General features: G+C 51.6%; 17 protein-coding genes and 1 pseudogene. 4 read left to right on the top strand and 14 right to left on the bottom strand.

Annotation, left to right across the window (positions count from 1 at the left end):
* Positions 1-85: 85 nt before the first annotated feature.
* The 6 genes from ihfB to I2123_RS16520 form a co-directional block, all read right to left on the bottom strand.
* Positions 86-370: an integration host factor subunit beta gene (gene ihfB, locus I2123_RS16495; protein WP_013574835.1), complete on the bottom strand. Its 285-nt coding sequence runs from the start codon at positions 368-370 to the stop codon at positions 86-88.
* A 60-nt stretch (positions 371-430) separates the two neighbouring features.
* A complete protein-coding gene (gene rpsA, locus I2123_RS16500) occupies positions 431-2,143 on the bottom strand; it encodes a 30S ribosomal protein S1 (RefSeq protein WP_056769263.1) in 1,713 nt (570 codons plus the stop codon).
* 120 nt (positions 2,144-2,263) lie between these two features.
* Positions 2,264-2,962 (bottom strand): (d)CMP kinase, encoded by a 699-nt coding sequence (gene cmk / locus I2123_RS16505; protein ID WP_112166358.1) that lies wholly within the window; start codon positions 2,960-2,962, stop codon positions 2,264-2,266.
* A gap of 196 nt (positions 2,963-3,158) precedes the next feature.
* Positions 3,159-4,442 (bottom strand): 3-phosphoshikimate 1-carboxyvinyltransferase, encoded by a 1,284-nt coding sequence (gene aroA, locus I2123_RS16510; RefSeq protein ID WP_112166360.1) that lies wholly within the window; start codon positions 4,440-4,442, stop codon positions 3,159-3,161.
* A gap of 104 nt (positions 4,443-4,546) precedes the next feature.
* Entirely contained in the window at positions 4,547-5,632 is a 1,086-nt protein-coding gene (gene serC / locus I2123_RS16515) for a 3-phosphoserine/phosphohydroxythreonine transaminase (protein WP_112166361.1), read from the bottom strand.
* 172 nt (positions 5,633-5,804) lie between these two features.
* Positions 5,805-6,494 (bottom strand): DUF421 domain-containing protein, encoded by a 690-nt coding sequence (locus tag I2123_RS16520; protein ID WP_213051040.1) that lies wholly within the window; start codon positions 6,492-6,494, stop codon positions 5,805-5,807.
* A 159-nt stretch (positions 6,495-6,653) separates the two neighbouring features.
* Here I2123_RS16520 and ycaO point away from each other — a divergent pair, with 159 nt between their 5' ends.
* The 4 genes from ycaO to pflA all read left to right on the top strand — a co-directional run bounded on the left by ycaO (position 6,654) and on the right by pflA (position 13,115).
* Complete coding sequence (gene ycaO, locus I2123_RS16525) at positions 6,654-8,417, top strand: 30S ribosomal protein S12 methylthiotransferase accessory factor YcaO (RefSeq protein WP_213051041.1); 1,764 nt, start codon at positions 6,654-6,656, stop codon at positions 8,415-8,417.
* A gap of 473 nt (positions 8,418-8,890) precedes the next feature.
* Entirely contained in the window at positions 8,891-9,748 is an 858-nt protein-coding gene (gene focA, locus I2123_RS16530) for a formate transporter FocA (protein ID WP_112166365.1), read from the top strand.
* 74 nt (positions 9,749-9,822) lie between these two features.
* Positions 9,823-12,105, top strand: coding sequence for a formate C-acetyltransferase (pflB, locus tag I2123_RS16535; protein WP_213051042.1), 2,283 nt, complete (start codon positions 9,823-9,825; stop codon positions 12,103-12,105).
* 269 nt (positions 12,106-12,374) lie between these two features.
* Positions 12,375-13,115 carry a pyruvate formate lyase 1-activating protein gene (gene pflA, locus I2123_RS16540; RefSeq protein ID WP_112166367.1) on the top strand — a complete coding sequence of 247 codons (741 nt, stop codon included), beginning with the start codon at positions 12,375-12,377 and terminating at the stop codon, positions 13,113-13,115.
* Positions 13,116-13,187: 72 nt separating this feature from the next.
* Here pflA and I2123_RS16545 read toward each other — a convergent pair whose 3' ends face one another.
* The 8 genes and pseudogenes from I2123_RS16545 to serS form a co-directional block, all read right to left on the bottom strand.
* The gene (locus I2123_RS16545; RefSeq protein ID WP_112166369.1) at positions 13,188-14,333 is read right to left on the bottom strand and encodes an MFS transporter; all 1,146 of its coding nucleotides are present in this window, start codon (positions 14,331-14,333) and stop codon (positions 13,188-13,190) included.
* Positions 14,334-14,466: 133 nt separating this feature from the next.
* Positions 14,467-15,021, bottom strand: a complete 555-nt coding sequence (locus I2123_RS16550) for a 4Fe-4S binding protein (RefSeq protein ID WP_213051043.1) — start codon at positions 15,019-15,021, stop codon at positions 14,467-14,469.
* Positions 15,021-15,629 carry a Tat proofreading chaperone DmsD gene (dmsD, locus tag I2123_RS16555; protein ID WP_213051044.1) on the bottom strand — a complete coding sequence of 203 codons (609 nt, stop codon included), beginning with the start codon at positions 15,627-15,629 and terminating at the stop codon, positions 15,021-15,023. Before dmsD ends, I2123_RS16550 begins: the two co-directional genes overlap by 1 nt.
* A 71-nt stretch (positions 15,630-15,700) precedes the next feature.
* Positions 15,701-16,558 (bottom strand): dimethyl sulfoxide reductase anchor subunit family protein, encoded by an 858-nt coding sequence (locus I2123_RS16560; RefSeq protein WP_213051045.1) that lies wholly within the window; start codon positions 16,556-16,558, stop codon positions 15,701-15,703.
* Between the two features lies 1 nt (position 16,559).
* A complete protein-coding gene (locus I2123_RS16565) occupies positions 16,560-17,177 on the bottom strand; it encodes a DMSO/selenate family reductase complex B subunit (protein WP_213051046.1) in 618 nt (205 codons plus the stop codon).
* Positions 17,178-17,188: 11 nt separating this feature from the next.
* Positions 17,189-19,633: a dimethylsulfoxide reductase subunit A gene (gene dmsA / locus I2123_RS16570; RefSeq protein WP_213051047.1), complete on the bottom strand. Its 2,445-nt coding sequence runs from the start codon at positions 19,631-19,633 to the stop codon at positions 17,189-17,191.
* A gap of 82 nt (positions 19,634-19,715) precedes the next feature.
* A pseudogene (gene ynfE, locus I2123_RS16575) lies at positions 19,716-22,200 on the bottom strand (selenate/tellurate reductase subunit YnfE).
* A gap of 286 nt (positions 22,201-22,486) precedes the next feature.
* A complete protein-coding gene (serS, locus tag I2123_RS16580) occupies positions 22,487-23,779 on the bottom strand; it encodes a serine--tRNA ligase (RefSeq protein ID WP_112166383.1) in 1,293 nt (430 codons plus the stop codon).
* Positions 23,780-23,825 lie beyond the last annotated feature (46 nt).

Raw genomic sequence — 23,825 nt, forward strand, 5'->3', positions numbered from 1 at the left:
GAATTTAAACCAAAAAAAACGGCGCCTTAAAAGGCACCGTTTTAGCATTCGCTATAGGCAGTCATTCACGATTCAGGCCGAAACCTTAACCATAAATGTTCGCGCGATCACGCAGCTCTTTGCCCGGCTTGAAGTGAGGGACATACTTACCGTCCAGCTCAACTTTGTCACCAGTTTTAGGGTTGCGCCCAACACGCGGAGCACGGTAGTGAAGAGAAAAACTGCCAAACCCACGGATCTCGATGCGTTCACCATCAGCCAAGGTTGCAGCCATATGTTCAAGCATCTCTTTCACTGCATCCTCAACGGCTTTCGCCGGGATATGAGAGTGCTGGCCAGCAAGTCTTTCAATAAGTTCAGACTTGGTCATATTACCTCCAAGCTTTGCAGCTAAACTACCGTATTGGGGCGGCAGAACCGCCCCCCGTCATTACTCGCCTTTTGCCGCTTTGAACGCTTCAGCCATAGCGTTAGAGAAGTTGCTTTCTTCTGCTGGTTTGTTGTTAACCACAGCGATTGCATCTTTCTCGTCTGCTTCGTCCTTAGCACGGACGGACAGGCTTACTACGCGGTTCTTACGATCAACACCGGTGAATTTAGCTTCAACTTCATCACCAACGCTCAGAACCAGAGTTGCGTCTTCAATACGGTCGCGAGAAGCTTCTGAAGCGCGCAGGTAACCTTCTACGCCGCCAGCTAATTCAACTGTAGCACCTTTGGCGTCAACTGCAGTGACTTTACCAGTAACAATAGTACCTTTCTTGTTAACAGACAGGTAGTTATTGAATGGATCTTCAGCCAGTTGCTTCACGCCCAGGGAGATACGTTCACGTTCTGCGTCAACCTGCAGGACCACAGCTGCGATTTCGTCGCCTTTTTTGTATTCACGTACTGCTTCTTCGCCTGCAACGTTCCAGGAGATGTCAGACAGGTGAACCAGGCCGTCGATGCCGCCGTCCAGACCGATGAAGATACCGAAGTCAGTGATTGACTTGATTTTACCTTCAACACGGTCGTTCTTGTTGTGGGTTTCTGCAAACAGCTGCCATGGGTTAGATTTGCATTGTTTCAGGCCCAGGGAGATACGACGACGTTCTTCGTCGATGTCCAGAACCATAACTTCAACAACATCGCCCACGTTAACAACTTTAGATGGGTGGATGTTTTTGTTAGTCCAATCCATTTCAGAAACGTGAACCAGACCTTCAACGCCTTCTTCGATTTCTACGAAGCAGCCGTAATCAGTCAGGTTAGTAACGCGACCAGTCAGTTTAGTACCTTCTGGGTAACGCTTAGCGATAGCAACCCATGGATCTTCGCCTAGCTGTTTCAAGCCAAGGGATACACGAGTACGTTCACGGTCAAACTTCAGAACTTTAACAGTGATTTCGTCGCCCACGTTGACGATTTCGCTTGGGTGTTTAACACGTTTCCAAGCCATGTCAGTGATGTGCAACAGGCCATCAACGCCGCCCAGATCAACGAATGCACCGTAGTCAGTGAGGTTCTTAACGATACCTTTAACTTCCATGCCTTCCTGCAGGTTTTCCAGCAGTTGATCGCGCTCTGCGCTGTTCTCAGACTCAATTACTGCACGACGGGAAACAACAACGTTGTTGCGTTTCTGGTCCAGTTTGATGACTTTGAACTCAAGATCTTTGCCTTCGAGATGCAGCGTGTCGCGAACAGGACGAACGTCTACCAGTGAACCTGGCAGGAACGCACGGATACCGTTCAGCTCAACAGTGAAACCGCCTTTAACTTTACCGTTGATAACACCGGTAACAGTTGCAGATTCTTCGTAAGCTTTTTCCAGCGTGATCCAAGCTTCATGACGTTTAGCTTTTTCACGGGACAGCAGAGTTTCACCGAAGCCGTCTTCGACAGCGTCCAGCGCAACATCAACTTCGTCGCCAACCTGGATTTCCAGTTCGCCCTGTGCGTTTTTGAATTGTTCTGCCGGGATTGCAGACTCAGATTTCAGACCGGCGTCAACCAGTACGATATCTTTGTCGATTGACACAACAACACCACGAACGATGGAACCAGGACGGGTTTCGATTGTTTTTAAGGATTCTTCAAAGAGTTGAGCAAAAGATTCAGTCATGTTGTTAATCTTTAGGTTCTTAAGTTTAACGTCCATCTGGCGTCCTGCTGGATGGGGTTGTTTCAAATGCCCCGCTACAGGTCCTTGCGGCGAGGTTAAAAAAAACTATAGCCAAAACTGGCACTGAATGGACTCCAGCACCAGATTAAGGCTCGATTACCGGGTTTGTTTTTGCGGTAACCCTAGAATTTCTGTGGCATAAGCCAACGCTTTTTCGATGACTTCATCGATGGACATACTGGTTGAATCCAGTAATAACGCATCGGAAGCAGCCACTAAAGGCGCAATGGATCGATTACGATCCCGATCATCACGTTCTTTGATCTCGGCTAAAAGCCGTTCAAAGTTAACACTAAAGCCCTTTTCCTGCAACTGTAGCATTCTTCTGTTTGCACGCTCTTCTGAGCTGGCGTCGAGAAATATTTTCACCGGCGCATCGGGGAATACCACCGTGCCCATATCTCGTCCGTCTGCAATCAGGCCCGGCGCTTCACGAAATGCGCGCTGACGACGCAGTAACGCTTCGCGAACACGGGGGAAAGCGGCCGCCTGCGACGCGGTATTACCTACCGTTTCGGTGCGGATTTCATTGCTGACATCCTCACCTTCTAAAATTACTTGTAACTGCCCATCCTGAGCGACAAAACGCACGTCGAGATGTGCGGCTAGCGGAACTAACGCCTCTTCTGAGACAATATCAACCTGATGATGCAGTGCCGCCAGCGCTAAAACGCGGTAAATGGCACCGGAATCCAGCAAATGCCAGTTAAAGGCTTCGGCCAACGCTTTACATAACGTACCTTTACCTGCACCACTTGGCCCATCAACGGTGATTACCGGGGCTAAAGCCGTCATTTTTGTCTCCTTTCGGTGGGTGATACCCGCTTCATTAGTCTCAGAGGACTAATTCAGGAGCAGCATTATACGCTGCCTTTGCGGCAACTGTTACCCCACATTGACCAGTTGTCTAAAAAGCGGACGGTTCTCAAAGAAAATAAGCAAAAAAAACGGACATCAAGGATGTCCGCTGCATGACCCACATAGTTATAGACTATGCCAGCGTACTTATTGCTGCGAGACGTTCGAAATAATCAGGGAACGTCTTCGCCGTACATTTCGGATCAAGGATGGTAACCGGCGTATCGGATAGCGCAACCAGCGAGAAACACATCGCCATGCGATGATCGTTATACGTGCCAATCTCTGCAAATTTAAGGGATTGCGGCGGTTCTACGCGAATGTAATCTTCGCCCTCTTCCACCGTCGCCCCAACTTTACGCAGTTCCGTCGCCATCGCCGCCAGACGATCAGTTTCTTTCACACGCCAGTTATAAATATTGCGAAGCGTAGTCGGACCTTGTGCGAACAGCGCCGCCGTGGCGATGGTCATGGCAGCATCCGGGATATGGTTCATGTCCATATCAATGCCTTTAAGCTCACCACGGGTGCATTCGATGTAATCATCCGCCCAGTGAATTTTTGCGCCCATTTTTTCCAGCACGTCCGCAAAACGGATATCACCCTGCATGCTGTTTTTACCAATACCGGTTACACGAACCGTTCCGCCCTTGATAGCGGCAGCGGCCAGGAAGTAGGACGCGGAGGAAGCATCGCCTTCCACCAGATAAGCGCCCGGCGAAACGTACTGCTGTTTACCGGTGATGCGGAACTGCTGGTACTGGTGATTTTCAACGTCAATACCAAAGGTCTTCATCAGATTCAGCGTAATGTCGATGTAAGGTTTGGAAACCAGATCGCCCTTAATCTGAATTGTGGTGTCATTTTCAGCCAGAGGAGCTGTCATCAGCAAAGCGGTCAGGAACTGGCTGGACACGCTGCCATCCACGCTGACATCGCCGCCGGTAAAACCACCGCGCAGGCGCAGCGGCGGATAATCTTCCTGCTCGAGATAATCGATTTGCGCGCCGCCCTGACGGAGGGCATCAACCAGATGGCCAATCGGACGCTCTTTCATACGCGGTTCGCCGGTAAGTACGACGTTCTGCTCCCCCAGACATAATGCTGCAGCCAGAGGGCGCATCGCAGTGCCCGCATTTCCGAGGAACAATTCCAGCCCTTTAGCATTGGAAAAAGCCGTGCCCAGACCGTCGATTTCACACTCAGTGCGGGAGGCAGACAGGCGGTGCGTAACACCGAGTTGCGTCAGCGCATTCAGCATATGGCGCACATCGTCGCTGTCGAGCAGGTTAGTCAGGCGGGTAGTGCCCTGTGCAAAAGCAGCCAGTAAAAGCGCACGGTTAGAAACACTCTTTGAGCCGGGTAAGTTGATGCTGCCGTTAACCAATGCAACGGGTTGTAATGTCAGGGATTCCACTCTTTCTCCAATTCTTCATTTCATAAAATGACCCCGGAGTGTAAACCGGGGTCATTTTTAAGGCTTCCTACAAAAGCATTGTGCCAGCCCGAAAGCCAGACCGCTTAGCCGTGGCGTTTTTCGAACTCCGCCATAAAGTCGGTCAGAGCCTTCACGCCTTCGAGAGGCATAGCATTATAAATAGATGCGCGCATACCGCCAGCCACACGGTGGCCTTTCAGTGCATGCAGGCCGGCTGCCTGCGCCTGCTCCAGGAATAAATTATCCAGAGAAGCATCCGCCATCTGGAATGGCACGTTCATCCAGGAACGGTTAGTCGCAGCGACCGGGTTACGGTAGAAACCGGTGCGGTCGATGGCGCCGTACAGTAATTCCGCCTTCGCCTGATTACGTTTTTCCATTTCACGCAGGCCGCCCTGCTCTTTCAGCCATTTGAAGACCATACCTGACAGATACCATGCAAACGTCGGCGGGGTGTTGAACATGGAATCGTTCTCGGCCAGCACGGTGTAATCAAGGATGGAAGGCAATTCAGTGCGTGCTTTACCCAGCAGATCTTCACGGACGATCACCAGCGTCAGGCCGGCAGGACCAATATTTTTCTGCGCGCCGGCGTAAATCACACCAAAGCGGCTGACATCGATCGGGCGGGACAGGATGCAGGAGGAGTAATCAGCAACCACAATTTTGTCACCGAAATCAGGCATTTCATCGATAGCCACGCCATCGATAGTCTCATTCGGGCAGTAATGGACATAGGCAGAATCTGCGCTCAGCTTCCATTCGCTCATGGGTAGAATGCCGCGCTTGCCGTCAATCGTGGTGGTGACGTCAATCACGTTTGGCGTACAGTATTTTAGGGCTTCTTTCACTGCGCTGTGCGCCCAGTAACCGCCATCGATGTAGTCCGCGGTCGATTTCTCACCCAGCAGATTCATCGGCACTGCGGCGAACTGCGCACGCGCGCCGCCATGGCAGAAGAGAACTTTATAGTTGGAGGGAATGTTCAGCAGGTCACGAATATCCTTTTCGGATTCCTCGGCCACCTGGATAAATTCCTTACTGCGGTGACTGATTTCCATCACCGAGGTACCCAGTCCGTGCCAGTTACAAAGTTCCTGTTCCGCACGACGCAATACTTCTGCCGGGATCATTGCCGGGCCTGCACTAAAATTATAAACCTGAGTCATTTCCCCTCACCACTTCTCTGAGACAGCCACATAGTAACCATTAATTTACCGGTTTTATCATCCGAGACAAGCAGTCTGCAACGGTTATTGATGACGACCTGATAATCAACGATGAGATCTGGGTCACAAGGTTCTTTCCTCCCTGGAAAGCTGATTTAACAGGATTATCTGTTCACGCGCGCACCGTGTTCAGCGCCCTGACCCACGTAAGATTCTGACAACGCGGACAGACCGCCTTTTCACCCACCTTGAGCTCTTTCACCAGGCTGCACTGATGGCAGGCGTACCACCCGCTGGTCATCATCAGTGTTTCAATATCAATATAATCCTCAGGCAACACCGGCAGACCGGGCTGGATATCCTCATCCAGACGGAAGTACACGCTCAGGCCGCCGTTGGTTTCCAGTATCGCCAGACGCACCTGTCCCAGATGCTCCACGCCTTTTTGTCGCAACTCCATGTAAAATTCACCTTTAGTGATGTTTTCCCGATCCATCGTTTCCCATTCGAACATGCCGTCGCGAATGATGATCAGCGGCTTTCCCTCCATCCAGTTCTGGAAATGGTGACTGCGCCCCATCAGCCAGGTGGAGAAACGGTAGAACAGCAGAATCGAGAAGAATACGGCAAAAACCGGCAAAAGCGGGACGTCATCATAAAAAGTCACATCACCCGCCGCCGATCCGAGCGTCAGGATAATCACGACTTCAAACAAAGAAAGCTGATTAACCCCGCGTCTCCCGGTCAGTTTCAGAAATAGGAAAACCACAACAAAGATGAAGAAACACCGAAAGGTGACTTCGCCAAGATATTCGAGCGGGAACTTATCCAGCGCCATACGCTTAACATCAAACGCCTGCATAGAGACCTCATGAGTGGAAAAACAGCCGCTTATCGAATGCCTTCTTACAGACAAGCTTAGCGCGTTACAACGCGATTACATTCTTAACACGAATACATGGAGGTGCGTCGCAAAACCCCGTATCATTGCGCGTTTTTAGCACGCTCAAAAGTGAACTCAATGACGCAAACTTTTATTCCTGGTAAAGACGCGGCGCTGGAAGACTCCATTTCCCGCTTCCAACAAAAACTCACCGATCTCGGTTTTAACATCGAAGAAGCTTCCTGGCTGAACCCGGTTCCGCACGTCTGGTCCGTGCATATCCGCGATCGCGACTGTCCGCTGTGTTTCACCAACGGTAAAGGTGCGAGCAAGAAAGCCGCTCTGGCGTCTGCGCTGGGTGAATATTTTGAGCGTCTGTCGACAAACTATTTCTTCGCTGATTTCTATCTGGGTAAAGAAATTGCCAATGGTGATTTCGTTCATTATCCGAACGAAAAATGGTTCCCGATTGCCGAAGATAACACGCTGCCGGAAGGCATTCTGGATGAGCGCCTGCATGAGTTTTACGATGCGGACAAAGAGCTGGTGGCGAGCGATCTTATCGATCTGCAATCGGGCAATCCCGATCGCGGGATCTGCGCCCTGCCGTTCACCCGCCAGTCTGATCTGCAAACTGTGTACATTCCGATGAACATCATCGGCAACCTGTATGTGTCCAACGGGATGTCGGCCGGTAACACTGCCAACGAGGCACGTGTGCAGGGTCTTTCAGAAGTCTTCGAGCGTTACGTTAAAAACCGCATCATTGCTGAATCCATCAGCCTGCCTGAAATTCCTGCCGACGTGCTGGCGCGTTATCCGGGTGTGGTGGAAGCTATTGCGAAACTGGAAGAAGAAGGTTTCCCGATCCTCTCTTATGACGCCTCACTGGGCGGCAACTATCCGGTCATTTGCGTGGTTTTGTTCAACCCGGCTAACGGCACCTGTTTCGCCTCATTTGGCGCGCACCCTGATTTCGGCGTGGCACTTGAACGTACCGTGACCGAATTACTGCAGGGCCGTAGCCTGAAAGATCTGGATGTGTTCACCCCGCCGACTTTCGATGACGAAGAAGTTGCTGAACACGCTAACCTCGAAACGCACTTCATCGATTCAAGCGGTTTGATTTCGTGGGATATGTTTAAACAAGACGCAGACTATCCGTTTGCTGACTGGAGTTTCAGCGGATCGACCGAAGAAGAGTTCGCTACGCTGATGGCCATCTTTGATAAAGAAGATGCTGAAGTATACATCGCCGATTACGAGCATCTGGACGTTTACGCTTGCCGCATCATCGTTCCTGGCATGTCTGATATTTATCCGGCGGAAGATTTATTGCTGGCCAATAACAGCATGGGCGCACATCTGCGCGAACAGTTGCTGGCACTGCCTGACAGCGATTTGCCGAAAGAAGCCTATCTCGAGATGATAACTCAGCTAGACGATGAAGGTTTGGATGACTTCACCCGCGTTCGCGAGCTGTTGGGTATCGCCAGCGGCAAGGATAACGGCTGGTACACCTTGCGCGTGGGCGAGCTGAAATCAATGCTGGCACTGGCGGGCGGCGATTTCGATCAGGCACTGACCTGGGCGGAATGGGCGCATGAGTTCAACTCATCGGTCTACAGCGACGAACGCAACAACTACTATCGTTGTCTGCAAACCCTGCTTCAGCTTTCGTTGGAAGAAGATCGCGAACCGGCTCAGTACTACAATGCCTTCGTGAAAATGTACGGTCAGAAAGCAGTGGAAGATGCTTCTGCGGCGATAAGCGGCGAAGTGCGTTTCCACAGCCTGTTTGCCATTGACCCGGATCTTAAAGCGCTGCCTGCTCATCAGGCGCTTCTGGGTGCGTACGAAAAGCTGCAGGTGGCTAAGCGTCGCCACTGGTCTAAAGCCTGATTGTCTCAGCGCGCTGACTGAACCTGAAACGGCAGAGAGATCTGCCGTTTTTTTGTCTCCGTTTCACGCCCGGCGCTCTTATTTGCCATCTAAGGTTTGACTCCGCGGGGGAAATGGCGTGTAATTTCGCGCGAAATAACGGCTGATTCGTTTTTTGAAGAATAAATAAATTCCGAAGGAATTAAAGTTAAGTATTTGTGAAAGAACAAAAGCCCATTTAGTGACAATAATTAACAGCTAATCATTAAGTTTCACTAATGGATAAGAATATTTTTTGCATCCATCAACTTTATTTGTAAAAATTAAAATGTTTTTACACCTTTACTTTCAGTCAGTTAGCATAAAAAGCACCCATTCAGTAGTAGACTTCAAACCACCAAAATCCTCCCCTTATGATCCACGTCAATTTTTACGTTATACTGCTTTGCTAGTATCTCGTTGCGCAGTGCATAGCCCTGAATAAGAGAGTTAATGTGAAAGCTGACAACCCCTTCGATCTTATATTACCCGCCGCTACAGCTAAAGTTGCTGAAGATGCCGGCGTTTATAAAGCCACCAAACAGCCGTTAAAAACGTTCTTTTTAGCCATTACTGCTGGCGTCTTTATTTCTATTGCCTTTGCTTTTTATATCACTTCAACCACCGGCACCGGGACCGTTCCTTTTGGTCTGGCAAAATTGGTCGGGGGCATCTGCTTCTCACTGGGTTTGATGCTGGTCGTCGTGTGTGGTGCAGACCTGTTCACTTCCACTGTGCTGATTGTTATTGCTAAAGCCAGCGGGCGTATCACCTGGGGACAACTGGCACGCAACTGGGCCAATGTCTATATTGGCAACCTGATCGGCGCACTGTTCTTTGTCGCCCTGATTTGGTTCTCCGGTGAGTACATGGTCGATAACGGTTTGTGGGGGCTCAACGTTCTGCAAACAGCCGACCATAAGATGCATCACACCTTTGTGGAAGCGGTATGTCTTGGGATTTTGGCTAACCTGATGGTTTGCCTGGCTGTCTGGATGAGTTACTCCGGCCGCAGCCTGATGGATAAAATGTTTGCGATGATTCTGCCGGTGGCCATGTTTGTCGCCAGCGGCTTCGAACACAGTATTGCCAACATGTTCATGATCCCGTTAGGTATCGTCATTAAGAACTTTGCAACACCCGAATTTTGGCAAGCAGTCGGTACTACGCCGGCACAATTTGCAGAACTGAACGTCACTAACTTTATCATCGATAACCTCATCCCTGTGACCATAGGTAACATCATTGGTGGCGGTTTGCTGGTAGGGTTAACGTACTGGGTCATATATCTTCGCGATGAGAAAAATCACTGATTCAACGTGAATTCTCGTTACGACAGTTTTACACGCGATTTTTAAAGAAATCCAAATTAGAAGGTAGGTGCAAGATGTCCAAGCTCAATGAAAAATTGACCAACGCATGGCAAGGCTTTAGTGCTGGTGAATGGCAGGATGGCGTAAACGTCCGTGACTTCATTCAGAAGAACTACACCCCGTATGAAGGTGATGAGTCCTTCCTGGCTGGCGCGACACAAGCGACAACCACCCTGTGGGATAAAGTAATGGAAGGTATCAAACTGGAGAACAGCACCAAAGCTCCTGTTGACTTCGATACTGACGTTGCGGCTACCATCACTTCTCATGACGCTGGCTACATCAACAAATCTCTGGAAACCATCGTTGGTCTGCAAACTGACGCGCCATTGAAACGTGCCCTGATCCCATTCGGCGGCATCAAAATGGTAGAAGGTTCATGTAAAGTTTATGGCCGTGAACTGGATCCAGCACTGAAAAAAATCTTCACCGATTACCGCAAAACGCACAACCAGGGTGTGTTCGACGTTTACACCAAAGACATTCTGAACTGCCGTAAATCCGGTGTTCTGACTGGTCTGCCAGATGCGTATGGCCGTGGCCGTATCATCGGTGACTACCGTCGCGTTGCGCTGTACGGTATCGACTTCCTGATGGCTGACAAATTCGCACAGTTCCAGTCTCTGCAAAACGATCTGGAAAACGGCGTGAATCTGGAAATGACCATCCAGCTGCGTGAAGAAATCTCAGAACAACACCGTGCTCTGGGTCAGATTAAAGAAATGGCTGCGAAATACGGCTACGACATCTCTGGTCCTGCGACTAACGCACAGGAAGCAGTTCAGTGGACTTACTTTGGCTATCTGGCTGCGGTGAAATCTCAGAACGGCGCTGCAATGTCCTTCGGTCGTGTATCTACCTTCCTTGACGTGTTCATCGATCGTGATATCAAAGCAGGTAAACTGAACGAAGAACAAGCTCAGGAACTGATTGACCACCTGGTCATGAAACTGCGTATGGTACGTTTCCTGCGTACGCCTGAGTATGATGAATTGTTCTCTGGTGACCCAATCTGGGCGACTGAATCCCTGGCAGGTATGGGTGTTGATGGTCGTACTCTGGTCACTAAAAACAGCTACCGCTTCCTGAATACTCTGTACACCATGGGGCCTTCACCAGAGCCGAACATGACCATCCTGTGGTCTGAAAAGCTGCCAATGAACTTCAAAAAGTACGCAGCGAAAGTGTCTATCGATACCTCATCTGTACAGTATGAGAACGATGACCTGATGCGTCCTGACTTCAACAACGATGACTATGCTATCGCTTGTTGCGTGAGCCCGATGGTTGTGGGTAAACAAATGCAGTTCTTCGGCGCACGTGCAAACCTGGCGAAAACCATGTTGTACGCAATCAACGGCGGCGTTGATGAAAAAATGAAAATCCAGGTTGGCCCGAAAGAAGAGCCAATGATGGATACCGTGCTGGACTATGACAAAGTCATGGATCGCATGGATCACTTCATGGACTGGTTGGCTAAACAGTACGTGACTGCCCTGAACATCATTCACTTTATGCATGACAAATACAGCTACGAAGCTGCATTGATGGCACTGCATGACCGTGATGTTTATCGCACTATGGCGTGTGGTATCGCAGGTCTGTCCGTTGCTGCTGACTCCCTGTCTGCAATCAAATACGCCAAAGTTAGCACCATCCGTGACGAAGACGGCCTGGCTATCGACTTCAAAATTGAAGGCGAATATCCACAGTTCGGTAACAACGATTCTCGCGTAGATGATATCGCTTGTGACCTGGTAGAACGTTTCATGAAGAAAATTCAGAAACTGCGTACCTACCGTGGCGCTGTAGCAACTCAGTCTGTTCTGACCATCACCTCTAACGTGGTTTATGGTAAGAAAACCGGTAACACTCCAGACGGTCGTCGTGCTGGTGCTCCATTCGGTCCAGGTGCTAACCCAATGCACGGTCGTGATCAGAAAGGTGCCGTTGCCTCCCTGACCTCCGTTGCTAAACTGCCGTTTGCTTACGCTAAAGATGGTATTTCTTATACCTTCTCCATCGTTCCAAATGCGCTGGGTAAAGATGATGATGTTCGTAAAGCGAACCTCGCGGGTTTGATGGATGGTTACTTCCACCACGAAGCGTCCATCGAAGGTGGCCAACATCTGAACGTGAACGTAATGAACCGTGAAATGCTGTTAGATGCGATGGAACACCCTGAGAACTATCCTCAGCTGACCATCCGCGTTTCTGGTTACGCTGTACGTTTCAACTCACTGACTAAAGAACAGCAGCAAGACGTTATTACCCGTACTTTCACCAAGTCCCTGTAATAGCTAAAACTCTGGTTTAGTTGATAAAAAAGGCTCCACACTGTGGAGCCTTTGTTTCATCCGCCCTATCCTTTACTGTCTGCCCGACAGTCTGTTTTGCCAGAGCGCTATAATTGTGGACCTCTGGCAAAGCAGTTCCGGCCATCGCTGGCAATCAACCTTATTGATTGTCTGGTATCATAAACAGATAGAACCCAGTTTATCTCTGCCAGGCCAGCATCCGCACTTTTAGACTGCTATTCATTGGTCAATATGGAGAATAACCCGCAATGTCAGTTCAAGGTCGAATCCACTCATATGAGTCCTGTGGCACCGTAGACGGCCCAGGTATCCGATTCATTGTTTTCTTCCAGGGTTGCCTGATGCGTTGCATGTATTGCCATAACCGCGATACCTGGGACACCCACGGCGGCAAAGAAATCAATGTCGAAGATTTAATGAAAGAAGTGGTGACCTATCGCCACTTTATGAATGCATCCGGCGGCGGTGTTACTGCCTCTGGCGGGGAAGCCATCCTTCAGGCTGAGTTCGTGCGTGACTGGTTCCGTGCCTGCCAGAAAGAAGGAATCAATACTTGCTTGGATACCAACGGTTTTGTCCGCCGTTACGACCCGGTAATCGATGAATTGCTTGATGCGTCCGATCTGGTCATGCTCGACCTGAAACAGATGAACGATGACATTCACCAGAATCTGGTCGGCGTCTCGAACCACCGCACGCTGGATTTTGCCCGTTATCTGGCGAAACGTAATCAGCGCACGTGGATCCGTTACGTCGTGGTGCCGGGATGGTCTGATGATGATGAGTCGGCACATAAACTCGGTGAATTCACCAAAGACATGACCAACATCGAGAAAATTGAACTGCTGCCTTATCACGAACTGGGTAAGCACAAATGGACCGCGATGGGTGAGAAGTATGGTCTGGACGGTGTAAACCCGCCCACCACAGAAATCATGGACAGAGTGAAAAACATCCTTGCCAGTTACGGGCATAAAGTTATTTACTGATGCCCAATGCAATGCAAAAAAAGACGCCATTTACGGCGTCTTTTTTATTGGGAGCGGCGGAGAACCTTAAGATTACGCGGCTGCCACCGGATTGTGACTCTTGTCGGCTTTACGCATCAGCATCACCAGATACACCAGTGAAACGACGGCAATCATCACAAACAGCAGGCGGTCAGAATAGCTCTGCATGAGCATTGCCGTCATGGTTGGCCCGGCAAGGCTGCCGAGTGTGTAGCTCATCAGCAGCGCCTGATTCATGGCAACCAGCTCTTCTGAACTGACCTTTTCACAGGCCCATGACATCGCGACCGGATACAGCGTGAAACCAGCGCACCCAAGAATGAATAACGTCGGTGCCATCGCATAACCACTGAGCATAGCAATGCTGCCGAGGATCACGCAAAAAATCTGAATGCGCAACACCATCAGGCGACCATAGCGGTCTGCCAGACGGCCGACCGGCCATTGCCCGATGATCCCGGCGCTGACCAGCAACGCCATCCAGTAACCCACATCCGCATCGCTCATACCCTGATGCGCCAAAAACAACGGCATCAGGCCATACAACGAGCCGAGCACGATGCCGGAAATAATGCAGCCATTGATCCCAAGGCGCGCATTACGGCGGCGGAACATCGGCAGAACCGAATGACGCGGCTCTTCGCTGTCCTGATTTTCGAGATGTGCAAACAGCAATGGCAGCATGGCGATCACGATAAGCGAGGTAACCCACGGCAATACACTGAATAACGACGTTGGTACTGTTCCGACCAATAACTGCCCGACGACGGTACCGATGTAATACATGATCATATATGCCGCCAGCAGTTGCCCACGGTTCTTCACCGTTCCGCTGCGCATCAGCGCACTTTCCACGACCACCCAAATGAGCGCACAGCCTACACCGGCTACAAAACGCGCCCCGATCCAGCTCCAGAAACTCATGGAAAGCGCCAGACCCGCTGTCGCAACCGCAAACAGGAAGCACGAGAAATAGTAGCTGCGATTAAAACCGAACCGTTTTATCAGGCCGCCAGCAATCAGCGTCCCCAGTAAATTACCGGTGAAATACGATGAACTGACAAGGCCCACCTGCCATGTCGGCAGCTGCTCATGGCTGAGCCATAATGGGACCAGCGTGTTTAAGACGGCGATAGAAATCGTCAGCAGAAGGAGTCCGCACAGCAGCAGAAAAACGGGACGGGAATAGGCGGACATAGGGCGTTGACGACCACAAAGACGAAGAAATTGCGCGCATCATGCCACCGGCGCAATAAAAGTCAATCTGGCGAAAGGAGGCCTGAGCACAATCTGGATGACGATGATTGAAATCGTTAATCAAGCGCTGCGATTAGGAATCATGAAGCTTTAATGACACGCGGATATCGCCATGATAACAAACGAGTTTACATTTTCCGCAACCATCGCATTTTTCCGTATCGACAGAGGGCTGATTCTGTTGATTAAAAAATATTGCCGTGCGCGGACACCCAATTTCGCACATCCGGCACAGGTCATCTATGCGTCCCAGACATTGCGGCAGGATAACAGGTCTCAATCCTGTATCCCCTGGTAAGGAAATATCTAGCGCCCCACTCTCGCAAGCTTGCGTACAGGCACCACAAAAATCGCACTCCGCGTGTTCGATACTCAGGGCGACTTTATCTTGCTCAATTCGTAGCATCCCCACAGGGCAGGCTTCAGTGCATTTTCCGCAGCCATTACAAAGCAGCAGGAACTGAGGCTCTGCCAGCGCCTGCGGCGGACGGGGTAACGGGCGCTGCAACGGTGGCGTCGCAGGCACCGCAGCCTGTTCAATTGTCTGCTTTCCTGACGCCAGCAGGCCGCGAAACAATCCGCGACGACTGACGTTACGGTTGCCCATCCGGCCTTGTGAATCGCTCATCAGAAATAGAGCTTAGCTACAGGTGTTTCAATCGCCAGCGCCTGTTGCCAGCCAGCCAACGTCGATTCAGCGAGAATTGCCACACCGACATAAAACGGATGATCTGCTTTCTGACGCAATAATTCGAGATAGCGACCTGCCCACGGCAGTAAATGCACCGTCAGAAACGCGTTCAGCAATGACGGTGAATTCTCCGCCAGCCATGCACACATCATCAGCATCAGTCCGATATGGTCTTCAGGTTCTGCCTGCGTAAGCTGCGGCCCGATATGGTTTTCGCGCATCCACTGACGTAATGCCAGCGTGGAATCACCAAACACCACCGATTCTTTATCCAGATACACTGAACCCCACGGTGGGGCCGGTAAGGCATACGGCCCTATAAACAGGCGCTGATAGGCATCGTCGATACTTTCTTCTGCACTTTCAGTCTGACTTAACATTTCCGTGGCCTGTGCTTTCGCATCTTCTGTAGCACAGGGCCACAGCGGTGCCCAGTCACTGCTTTTCAGTAAGGCGACGAGGGGCTGAACTTCTTGCGATCCTGGCGGATAGAACAGCGTCGCGCCTAAAATCTTTCCGGTTAAACTGATAGATTCTGCTGACATAATTCACTCATTGTTGTGAGAACGCGCCACCTGCGGCAACGCGTTCCCTGACACTCATTACTGGCCGGTCATTAACCGCTGACGGCCATACCCACAGTCATATGAAGCCCGTAGAAAATCGCACGCCCGATCAGCTCACCGACGAAGACCAGCACAAAGGCCAGTATCATTGAGGCTAATGCCGGGCGCTTGCGCAGGATAAGCGGGCAGTACCAACAACCCAGGCCCAGAACAATCAGCACCAGCCGCCACGCAGATAATGTGCCGTATTGCGGGATGAGTGTGGAAGCCGCCTGAACGGAGCTGTTGATGTCCGCCAGACCGGCGCTTTGCATCACGACCACCGCCATGCTCACCACCAGTGCAATAAGGCTGATCGCCGGTAGCAAACGCAAACCGCAGCCACTAATGTTGGCACCGCGCAGTAGCAAATAGCCGAGCACCGGTCCGCCAATAAGCACCGTCAGGCCGAAGTGGAACGCGGTATAGACGTTATCCCATGTAGGCACCGTACTGATTTCATAAACACGGCACATCGCGTAAACAAAACCGACACCCGCCAGCATGGTGATCACCAGCCAGATTTTGCCCAGCGCACGCGGCATTTTGTTGATCATTGCCAGCAGCCAGTAAATGCCACCCAGCGCGAAGAACAGTGAACCGCTGCCGATTTCATTACTCAGCGGTGAAGCACCGAGACGATTAAGCGAATTGAAAGCACGCAGCGGCGAGCCGAGGTGCAGAACAGAGGCGATAAACGCCACCGCCATCAGCACCCACAGAAAGAACATCGAGAGATGAATACGACGATGTTCTTCCACGGAGCGGTGAGTCAGCAGCGCAATGGCCAGCACGATAAAGGCCCCTACAACGCACTGCCCCAATACAGTAAAGACCATTAAAGGCCATTCATGCCATCCGTTTCCCATCTCAAACCTCCTTAGGGTTAGCCAGATAACCCGTGGTATCACCTACAGGACGGCAATTCGCATTGGGTTTGATGACGATATTTGGGTGAGTGAAATGAGCAGCTGGCAGCGGTGCTACCTCCGCCAGTTCACCGTATTTCGCACGCAACTCTTCAATAGGAGCCATATCCAGCGCGCGCAGCGGGCAGGAATCGACACAAATAGGTTTTTTACCGTCGGCAACGCGTTCATAGCAGCCGTCGCACTTGGTCATGTGGCCTTTAGCTTCGTTGTACTGTGGTGCGCCGTAAGGACAGGCCATATGGCAGTAACGACAGCCGATACATACGTCTTCGTTCACGACTACAAATCCGTCTTCGCGTTTATGCATAGCACCGCTCGGGCAGACTTTTGTACAGGCCGGATCGGCGCAGTGGTTGCATGAAATCGACAGATAATAGGCAAACACGTTCTGATTCCAGCCGTCACCGTCTTTTTGCCAGTCGCCACCGGCATATTCATAAATGCGGCGGAAACTGACGTCCGGGGTTAAATTCTTGAAATCTTTACAGGCCAGCTCACACGTTTTGCATCCAGTGCAGCGGCTTGAATCAATATAAAAACCATATTGAGTAGTCATGTTTTACTCCTTTAAACCTTAGCCACTTGCACAAGGTTGGTGTGAGAGGGGTTACCTTTCGCCAGCGGTGAAGGTCTTTGAGACGTCAGTACGTTGATGCTACCCGCACGGTCGATTTTCTTGCTGTCCGGTGAATACCAGGCACCCTCGCCCAGCGCGACAACGCCAGGCATCATGCGCGGCGTGACTTTCGCCGCAATATGCACTTCCCCGCGATCGTTAAAAATACGGATCATGTCGCCGTTTTTGATACCACGCTGACCGGCATCTAGCGGGTTGATCCACATTTCCTGCCGGCAGGACGCCTTAAGTACATCTACGTTGCCGTAAGTTGAGTGAACGCGTGCTTTATAGTGGAAACCGGTCAGTTGCAGCGGATATTTGCTGGCAAGCGGATCGTCGTAGTTCTCAAAGCCCGCGGCGTACACCGGCAGTGGATGGATTACGTCCTCTTTCGCGAGTTCCCACTCCGAGGCAATCTTTGCCAGTTCAGCGGAATAGATTTCGATTTTGCCGGACGGCGTGGTCAGCGGGTTGGCTATCGGATCTTCACGGAAGGCTTTGTAAGCCACATGATGCTGCTCGGGGTCACGTTTCTTGAACATGCCCTGTTGGCGGAAGGTGTCGAAATCGGGCAATTCTGGCAGGGCTTCGCGGGATTGCTGATACAGGTGACGCAGCCATTCTTCCTGCGTACGGCCTTCGGTAAATTTCTCTTCAACGCCCATTCGGCGTGATAACTCGGAGGTCATCTCGTAAATATTTTTACATTCGAAGCGCGGCTTGATGACCTGATCGGCAAAAATGATGTAATCCATGTTGCCGCAGGACGCATCGAGACAGAAATCCATCTGCTCAGACGCCGTACAATCCGGCAGAATAATGTCCGCATATTTCGCCGAGGACGTCATGTGGTTATCAATCACCACAATCATTTCGCACTGTTTATCATCCTGCAAAATGTCATTTGTACGGTTGATATCAGAATGCTGATTAATCAGGCAGTTACCGGCGTAGTTCCAGATAAACTTGATCGGCACATCCAGTTTCTCCTTCCCGCGCACACCGTCTTTGGTCGCGGTCATTTCAGGCCCACGCGCGATAGCATCGGTCCACATGAACATGGAAATACTGGTCTGCACCGGATTATCAAAGGCCGGCATACGGACAAACGGGATTTCGTACGAACCTTCACGTGCGCCGGAGTTACCGCCGTTCACACCGACATTACCGGTCAGGATCGCCAGCATCGCGATAGCGCGGGTCGCTACTTCGCCGTTTGAGTGACGCTGCGGTCCCCAGCCCTGAGTGATGAACGCCGGTTTTGCCTGACCAATTTCACGCCCCAGCCTGACGATTTTATCCGCCGAAATACCGGTGATTTTTGCCGCCCACGCCGGCGTTTTGGCTATGCCATCCGGGCCATCCCCCAGAATGTAAGCTTTATAATGGGCATTCTCCGGCACACCAGCGGGTAAGGTTTTCTGGTCGTAACCGACGCAATATTTATCGAGGAACGGCTGATCGACCAGATTTTCGGTGATCATGACGTGGGCAAGTGCCGCAGCCAGTGCGCCATCAGTACCCGGACGAATCGGTACCCACTCGTCTTCACGGCCTGCACCGGTATCGGTATAACGCGGATCGACAATGATCATGCGCGCGTTTGAACGCTGACGCGCCTGCTCCAGATAGTAGGTAACGCCACCGCCACTCATGCGTGTTTCGCCTGGATTATTACCGAACAACACCACCAGTTTGCTGTTTTCAATATCAGACGGACTGTTGCCGTCGGCCCAGCCACCGTAGGTGTAATTCAGACCGGCCGCAATCTGAGCTGAGCTGTAATCACCGTAATGATTCAGATAACCGCCACAACAGTTCATCAGACGAGCGATCAGCGTTTTGCCCGGCGGCCACGAACGGGTCATGGTGCCGCCCAATGTGCCGGTGCCGTAATTGAGGTAAATCGCCTCGTTACCGTAGCGATGAATGATATCTTTCAGGCTGCCCGCCAGCGTATCAAAGGCTTCATCCCAGCTGATTTGTTTGAATTTTCCCTCTCCGCGCTTACCGACGCGCTTCATCGGGTATTTCAGACGATCCGGGTTGTACACGCGGCGGCGCATGGACCGCCCGCGCAGACAGGCACGAACCTGATGCAGCGCGTCATAATTATCGTCACCGGTATTGTCCGTTTCGACGTAACGAATTTCGCCATCCACCACGTGCATGCGCAGCGGGCAACGGCTGCCACAGTTAACCGTACAAGCGCTCCAGACGATTTTCTCGTCTGCCACTTTGGCTGACGCAGGGATATTTTCTGCACGCAATGATTTGAACGGCAGTGATATTCCGCCGATCGCCGCTGCCATTCCGGCGAGCGTGGTTCCTTTTACCAGACTGCGGCGGGAGATCCCGCTCTGATCTGGTTGACTGCTTTTTGAATCCGACATGACTTACTCCGCTACGCCTCCGGTTAGGGAGGCGAAAATTAACAATCGTTTCATCGAGCCAGGCTCTTAGTCCGTGGCTTCTTTAGACTTTTTCTATCTGAATCAGATTCGTGTGCTGAGGATTCCCTTTCGCCAGCGGCGACGGACGTTGGGTCGTCAGCGTGTTCATACAGGCGCCGTGGTCAACACGATCGCCGCTCATATTGGCCTGATGCCATGCACCCTGCCCCATGGCCACCACGCCGGGGATAATGCGCGGTGTGACTTTCGCCGCTACGCGGACTTCTCCGCGATCGTTAAAGACTTTCACTTTGTCGCCGTTTTGAATGCCACGGGTTTTGGCGTCCAGCGGGTTAATCCAGACTTCCTGACGACAGGCCGCCTGCAACACGTCGATATTGCCGTAGGTGGAGTGGGTACGCGCTTTATAGTGAAAGCCAAACATCTGTAAAGGAAACTGACTGCGTTTGGGGTCATCCCAGCCTTCAAAGGTGGAGGCATAGACCGGCAACGGACTGATAGTTTCGTCTTTTTGCAGTTCCCATTCGCCGGCAATCTGAGCCAGTGCGGAAGAGTAAATTTCGATTTTTCCTGACGGCGTTTTCAGCGGATTGGCCAGCGGATCCTGTCTGAACTTTTTGTATGCCACGAAATGCCCGGCAGGATCTTTACGCTTATAAATCCCCATCTCGCGCAGTTCTTCGTAGGCAGGCAGAGCCGGATCTTTGACCCGCATTTTGGCGTAGAGGTATTGCAGCCACTCGCGCTGAGTTCGACATTCGGTGAACTTGTCGTAAACCTCAGGCCCGAGACGTCGCGCCACTTCGCTCATCACCTCGTAGATGCCTTTGCGCGCAAACTTCGCGGATGTCGCAGGCTGGATGAAAATGAGGTAGCCCATGTTCCCAGCGTAATCATTCGGGATGATGTCTTCCTGTTCAACCGTCATCAGGTCAGGCAACAGAATGTCGGCATATTTAGCAGACGAGGTCATGAAGTTTTCGAGCACGACGATCATTTCGCACTGTGTATCGTCCTGCAAAATATCGTGGGTTTTATTGATGTCAGAATGCTGGTTGGTAATGGTGTTACCGGCGTAATTCCAGATGAACTTAATAGGTACGTCCAGCTTGTCTTTACCACGCACGCCGTCGGCTTTGGCCGTCATTTCCGCGCCGCGTGCGATAGCATCAGTCCAGCTGAAACAGGAGATCTGCGTTTCCACCGGATTTTCCAGCACCGGCATACGTTCGATGGTAATTGTGTACGTTGATTCACGTGCGCCGCTGTTACCGCCGTTAATTCCTACGTTACCGGTTAAAATCGGCAACATGGCGATGGCGCGCGAGGTCAGCTCGCCGTTGGCCTGACGCTGCGGCCCCCAGCCTTGAGAAATGTACGCTGGTTTGGCCTGCCCGATTTCCCGTGCCAGTTTGACGATGCGATCTGCCGGAATACCGGTGATGCGTGAAGCCCACTCCGGTGTCTTCGCTGTTGCATCCGCGCCCTGCCCGAGGATATAGGCTTTGTAATGACCGTTGGCTGGCGCACCCGCTGGCAACGTTTTTTCGTCGTAGCCCACACAGTACGTATCCAGAAAAGCCTGATCGACCATGTTTTCGCAAATCAACACGTGCGCGAGGCCTGCGACCAGCGCGGCATCAGTACCGGGACGAATCGGGATCCACTCATCTTCGCGACCCGCTGCGGTATCGGTATAGCGGGGATCGATGACGATCATTCTTGCATTCGAGCGCTCGCGGGCCTGTTCGAGATAGTAAGTAATGCCGCCGCCGCTCATCCGCGTTTCGGCCGGATTGTTACCAAAGAGCACCACCAGCTTGCTGTTTTCGATATCAGACGTGCTGTTGCCGTCGTTGCTTCCATAGGTATATGGCATGGCGCAGGCAATTTGCGCGGTGCTGTAGGTGCCGTAATGGCTGAGGAAACCGCCGTAGCAGTTCATCAGACGGGCGACCAGCGAGGCGTAAGGCGAAGAGCGGGTGATATTGCCACCGACCACGCCGGAGGTGTAATTGATGTACACCGCTTCGTTGCCATATTTGGCCACGATCCGCTTCAGATTATCCGCGATAGCATCGAAGGCCTCATCCCAGCTGATGGTTTTGAATTTTCCTTCACCGCGCTTGCCTACGCGTTTCATCGGATAGTTCAGCCGTTCCGGGTGATTCATGCGGCGTCGCATTGAACGCCCACGCAGACAGGCGCGGACCTGGTGATTACCATAAACATCGTCGCCAGTGTTGTCGGTTTCGACCCAATACACTTCATCATCACGCACGTGCATACGTAATGCGCAGCGGCTGCCACAGTTTACCGAACATGCGCCCCAGACCACTTTATCTTCAGGCACTGATTGCTTTGCGTCACCTACGGCAGCGGCCAGTGCCGTACGGCCAAAGGGCAGCGGCCAGTGCCGTACGGCCAAAGGGCAGCGAGACGCCGCCCGCTGCGATTGCCAGACCGGCCAGCGTCGAGGTTTTCATCAACGTCCGGCGGCTAAGTCCGCGTTGTTTAGCAGCGATTTCTGGTTTGATTTCCGACATATTTCCGCTCCGGTAAGTGACTCCGTCATCCGTACCAGCGTTCACCGGCGTCATCAGACATTGACGAAGAGTTGAGCGGGCAGATTTGCGCAGGACTGGGAGTATTCACTTACCCACTCAGAATGCATGGATATTACTCACGATGGGGTAGGAAACTTTGTTTGCTATCAAAAAAGGAGGGATTGGCTGGGAGGTAACAGTGGAATCATCGTGCAGCGCACGGTTTAAGCCATAAAAAAAGCGCCCTGAGGCGCTTTTTCGCTATGTTATAGAATACATAACGGGATTAGCCGATATATTCTAAACCGCCCATGTAAGGACGCAGTACTTCAGGCACTTCGATACGACCGTCTGCGAGCTGGTAGTTTTCCAGCACAGCAACCAGAGTACGGCCAACAGCCAGACCGGAACCGTTCAGGGTATGAACCAGACGCGGTTTTTTCTCGGTTTTGCTGCGACAACGCGCCTGCATACGACGTGCCTGGAAATCCCACATGTTTGAGCATGAAGAGATTTCACGGTACGTATCCTGCGCTGGCAACCATACTTCCAGATCGTAGGTTTTACTTGAACCAAAGCCCATATCGCCCGTACAAAGCAGCATTTTGCGATACGGAAGATTCAGCAACTGAAGCACTTTCTCTGCATGGCCGGTCAGTTCTTCCAGCGCCTGCATGGAATCTTCCGGGCGAACAATCTGTACCATCTCGACTTTATCGAACTGGTGCATACGGATCAGGCCACGGGTATCACGACCATAAGAACCGGCTTCGGAACGGAAGCATGGCGTATGTGCAGTCATCTTCAGTGGCAGCGATTCTTCTTCAAGAATTTCGTCACGCACCAGATTGGTCAGCGGTACTTCAGCCGTTGGGATCAGCGCATAGTTACTGCTGCCCGCTTCTTCGTCCAGAGGCTTGGTGTGGAACAAATCTTCACCAAACTTCGGTAACTGGCCAGTGCCGTACAGCGTCTCATGGTTGACCAGGTAAGGAACGTACGCTTCCAGATAACCGTGCTGTTCGGTATGCAGATCCAACATGAACTGGGAAAGCGCGCGGTGCATGCGGGCGATTTGCCCTTTCATCACCACAAAGCGTGAACCCGTCAGTTTTACCGCAGCCGCGAAATCCAGACCGCCAGCCATTTCGCCCAACGAAACATGATCGCGTACGTCAAAATCGTACTGACGTGGGGTTCCCCAACGGCTCACTTCAAGGTTGTCGTTTTCGTCTTTACCGGCAGGTACGGAATCATCTGGCAGGTTAGGAATGGCGGAAGCAATATCCCGGATTTCATTTTGCAATGCGTCCAGTTCAGCTTTCGCTGCATCCAATTTCTCACCCAGCGTAGTCACTTCCTGACGCAGGGGTTCGATGTCTTCGCCACGGGCTTTAGCCTGACCGATAGTTTTCGATCGTGCGTTACGTTCAGCCTGGAGAGTTTCCGTTTCTACCTGCAAGACTTTGCGGCGCTCTTCCTGAGAACGCAGCTTTTCCACATCGAGTTTAAAACCTCTGCGAGCGAGTTTTTCTGCAACTGCGTCTAGCTCATTACGCAGCAGATTGGGATCGAGCATGCTAATCCTGTACGTGTCGTTATTGAATGTTAATTTGATGATGCAC

This window comes from Rahnella inusitata (assembly GCF_018288855.1).
Classification (GTDB): Bacteria; Pseudomonadota; Gammaproteobacteria; order Enterobacterales; family Enterobacteriaceae; genus Rahnella; species Rahnella inusitata.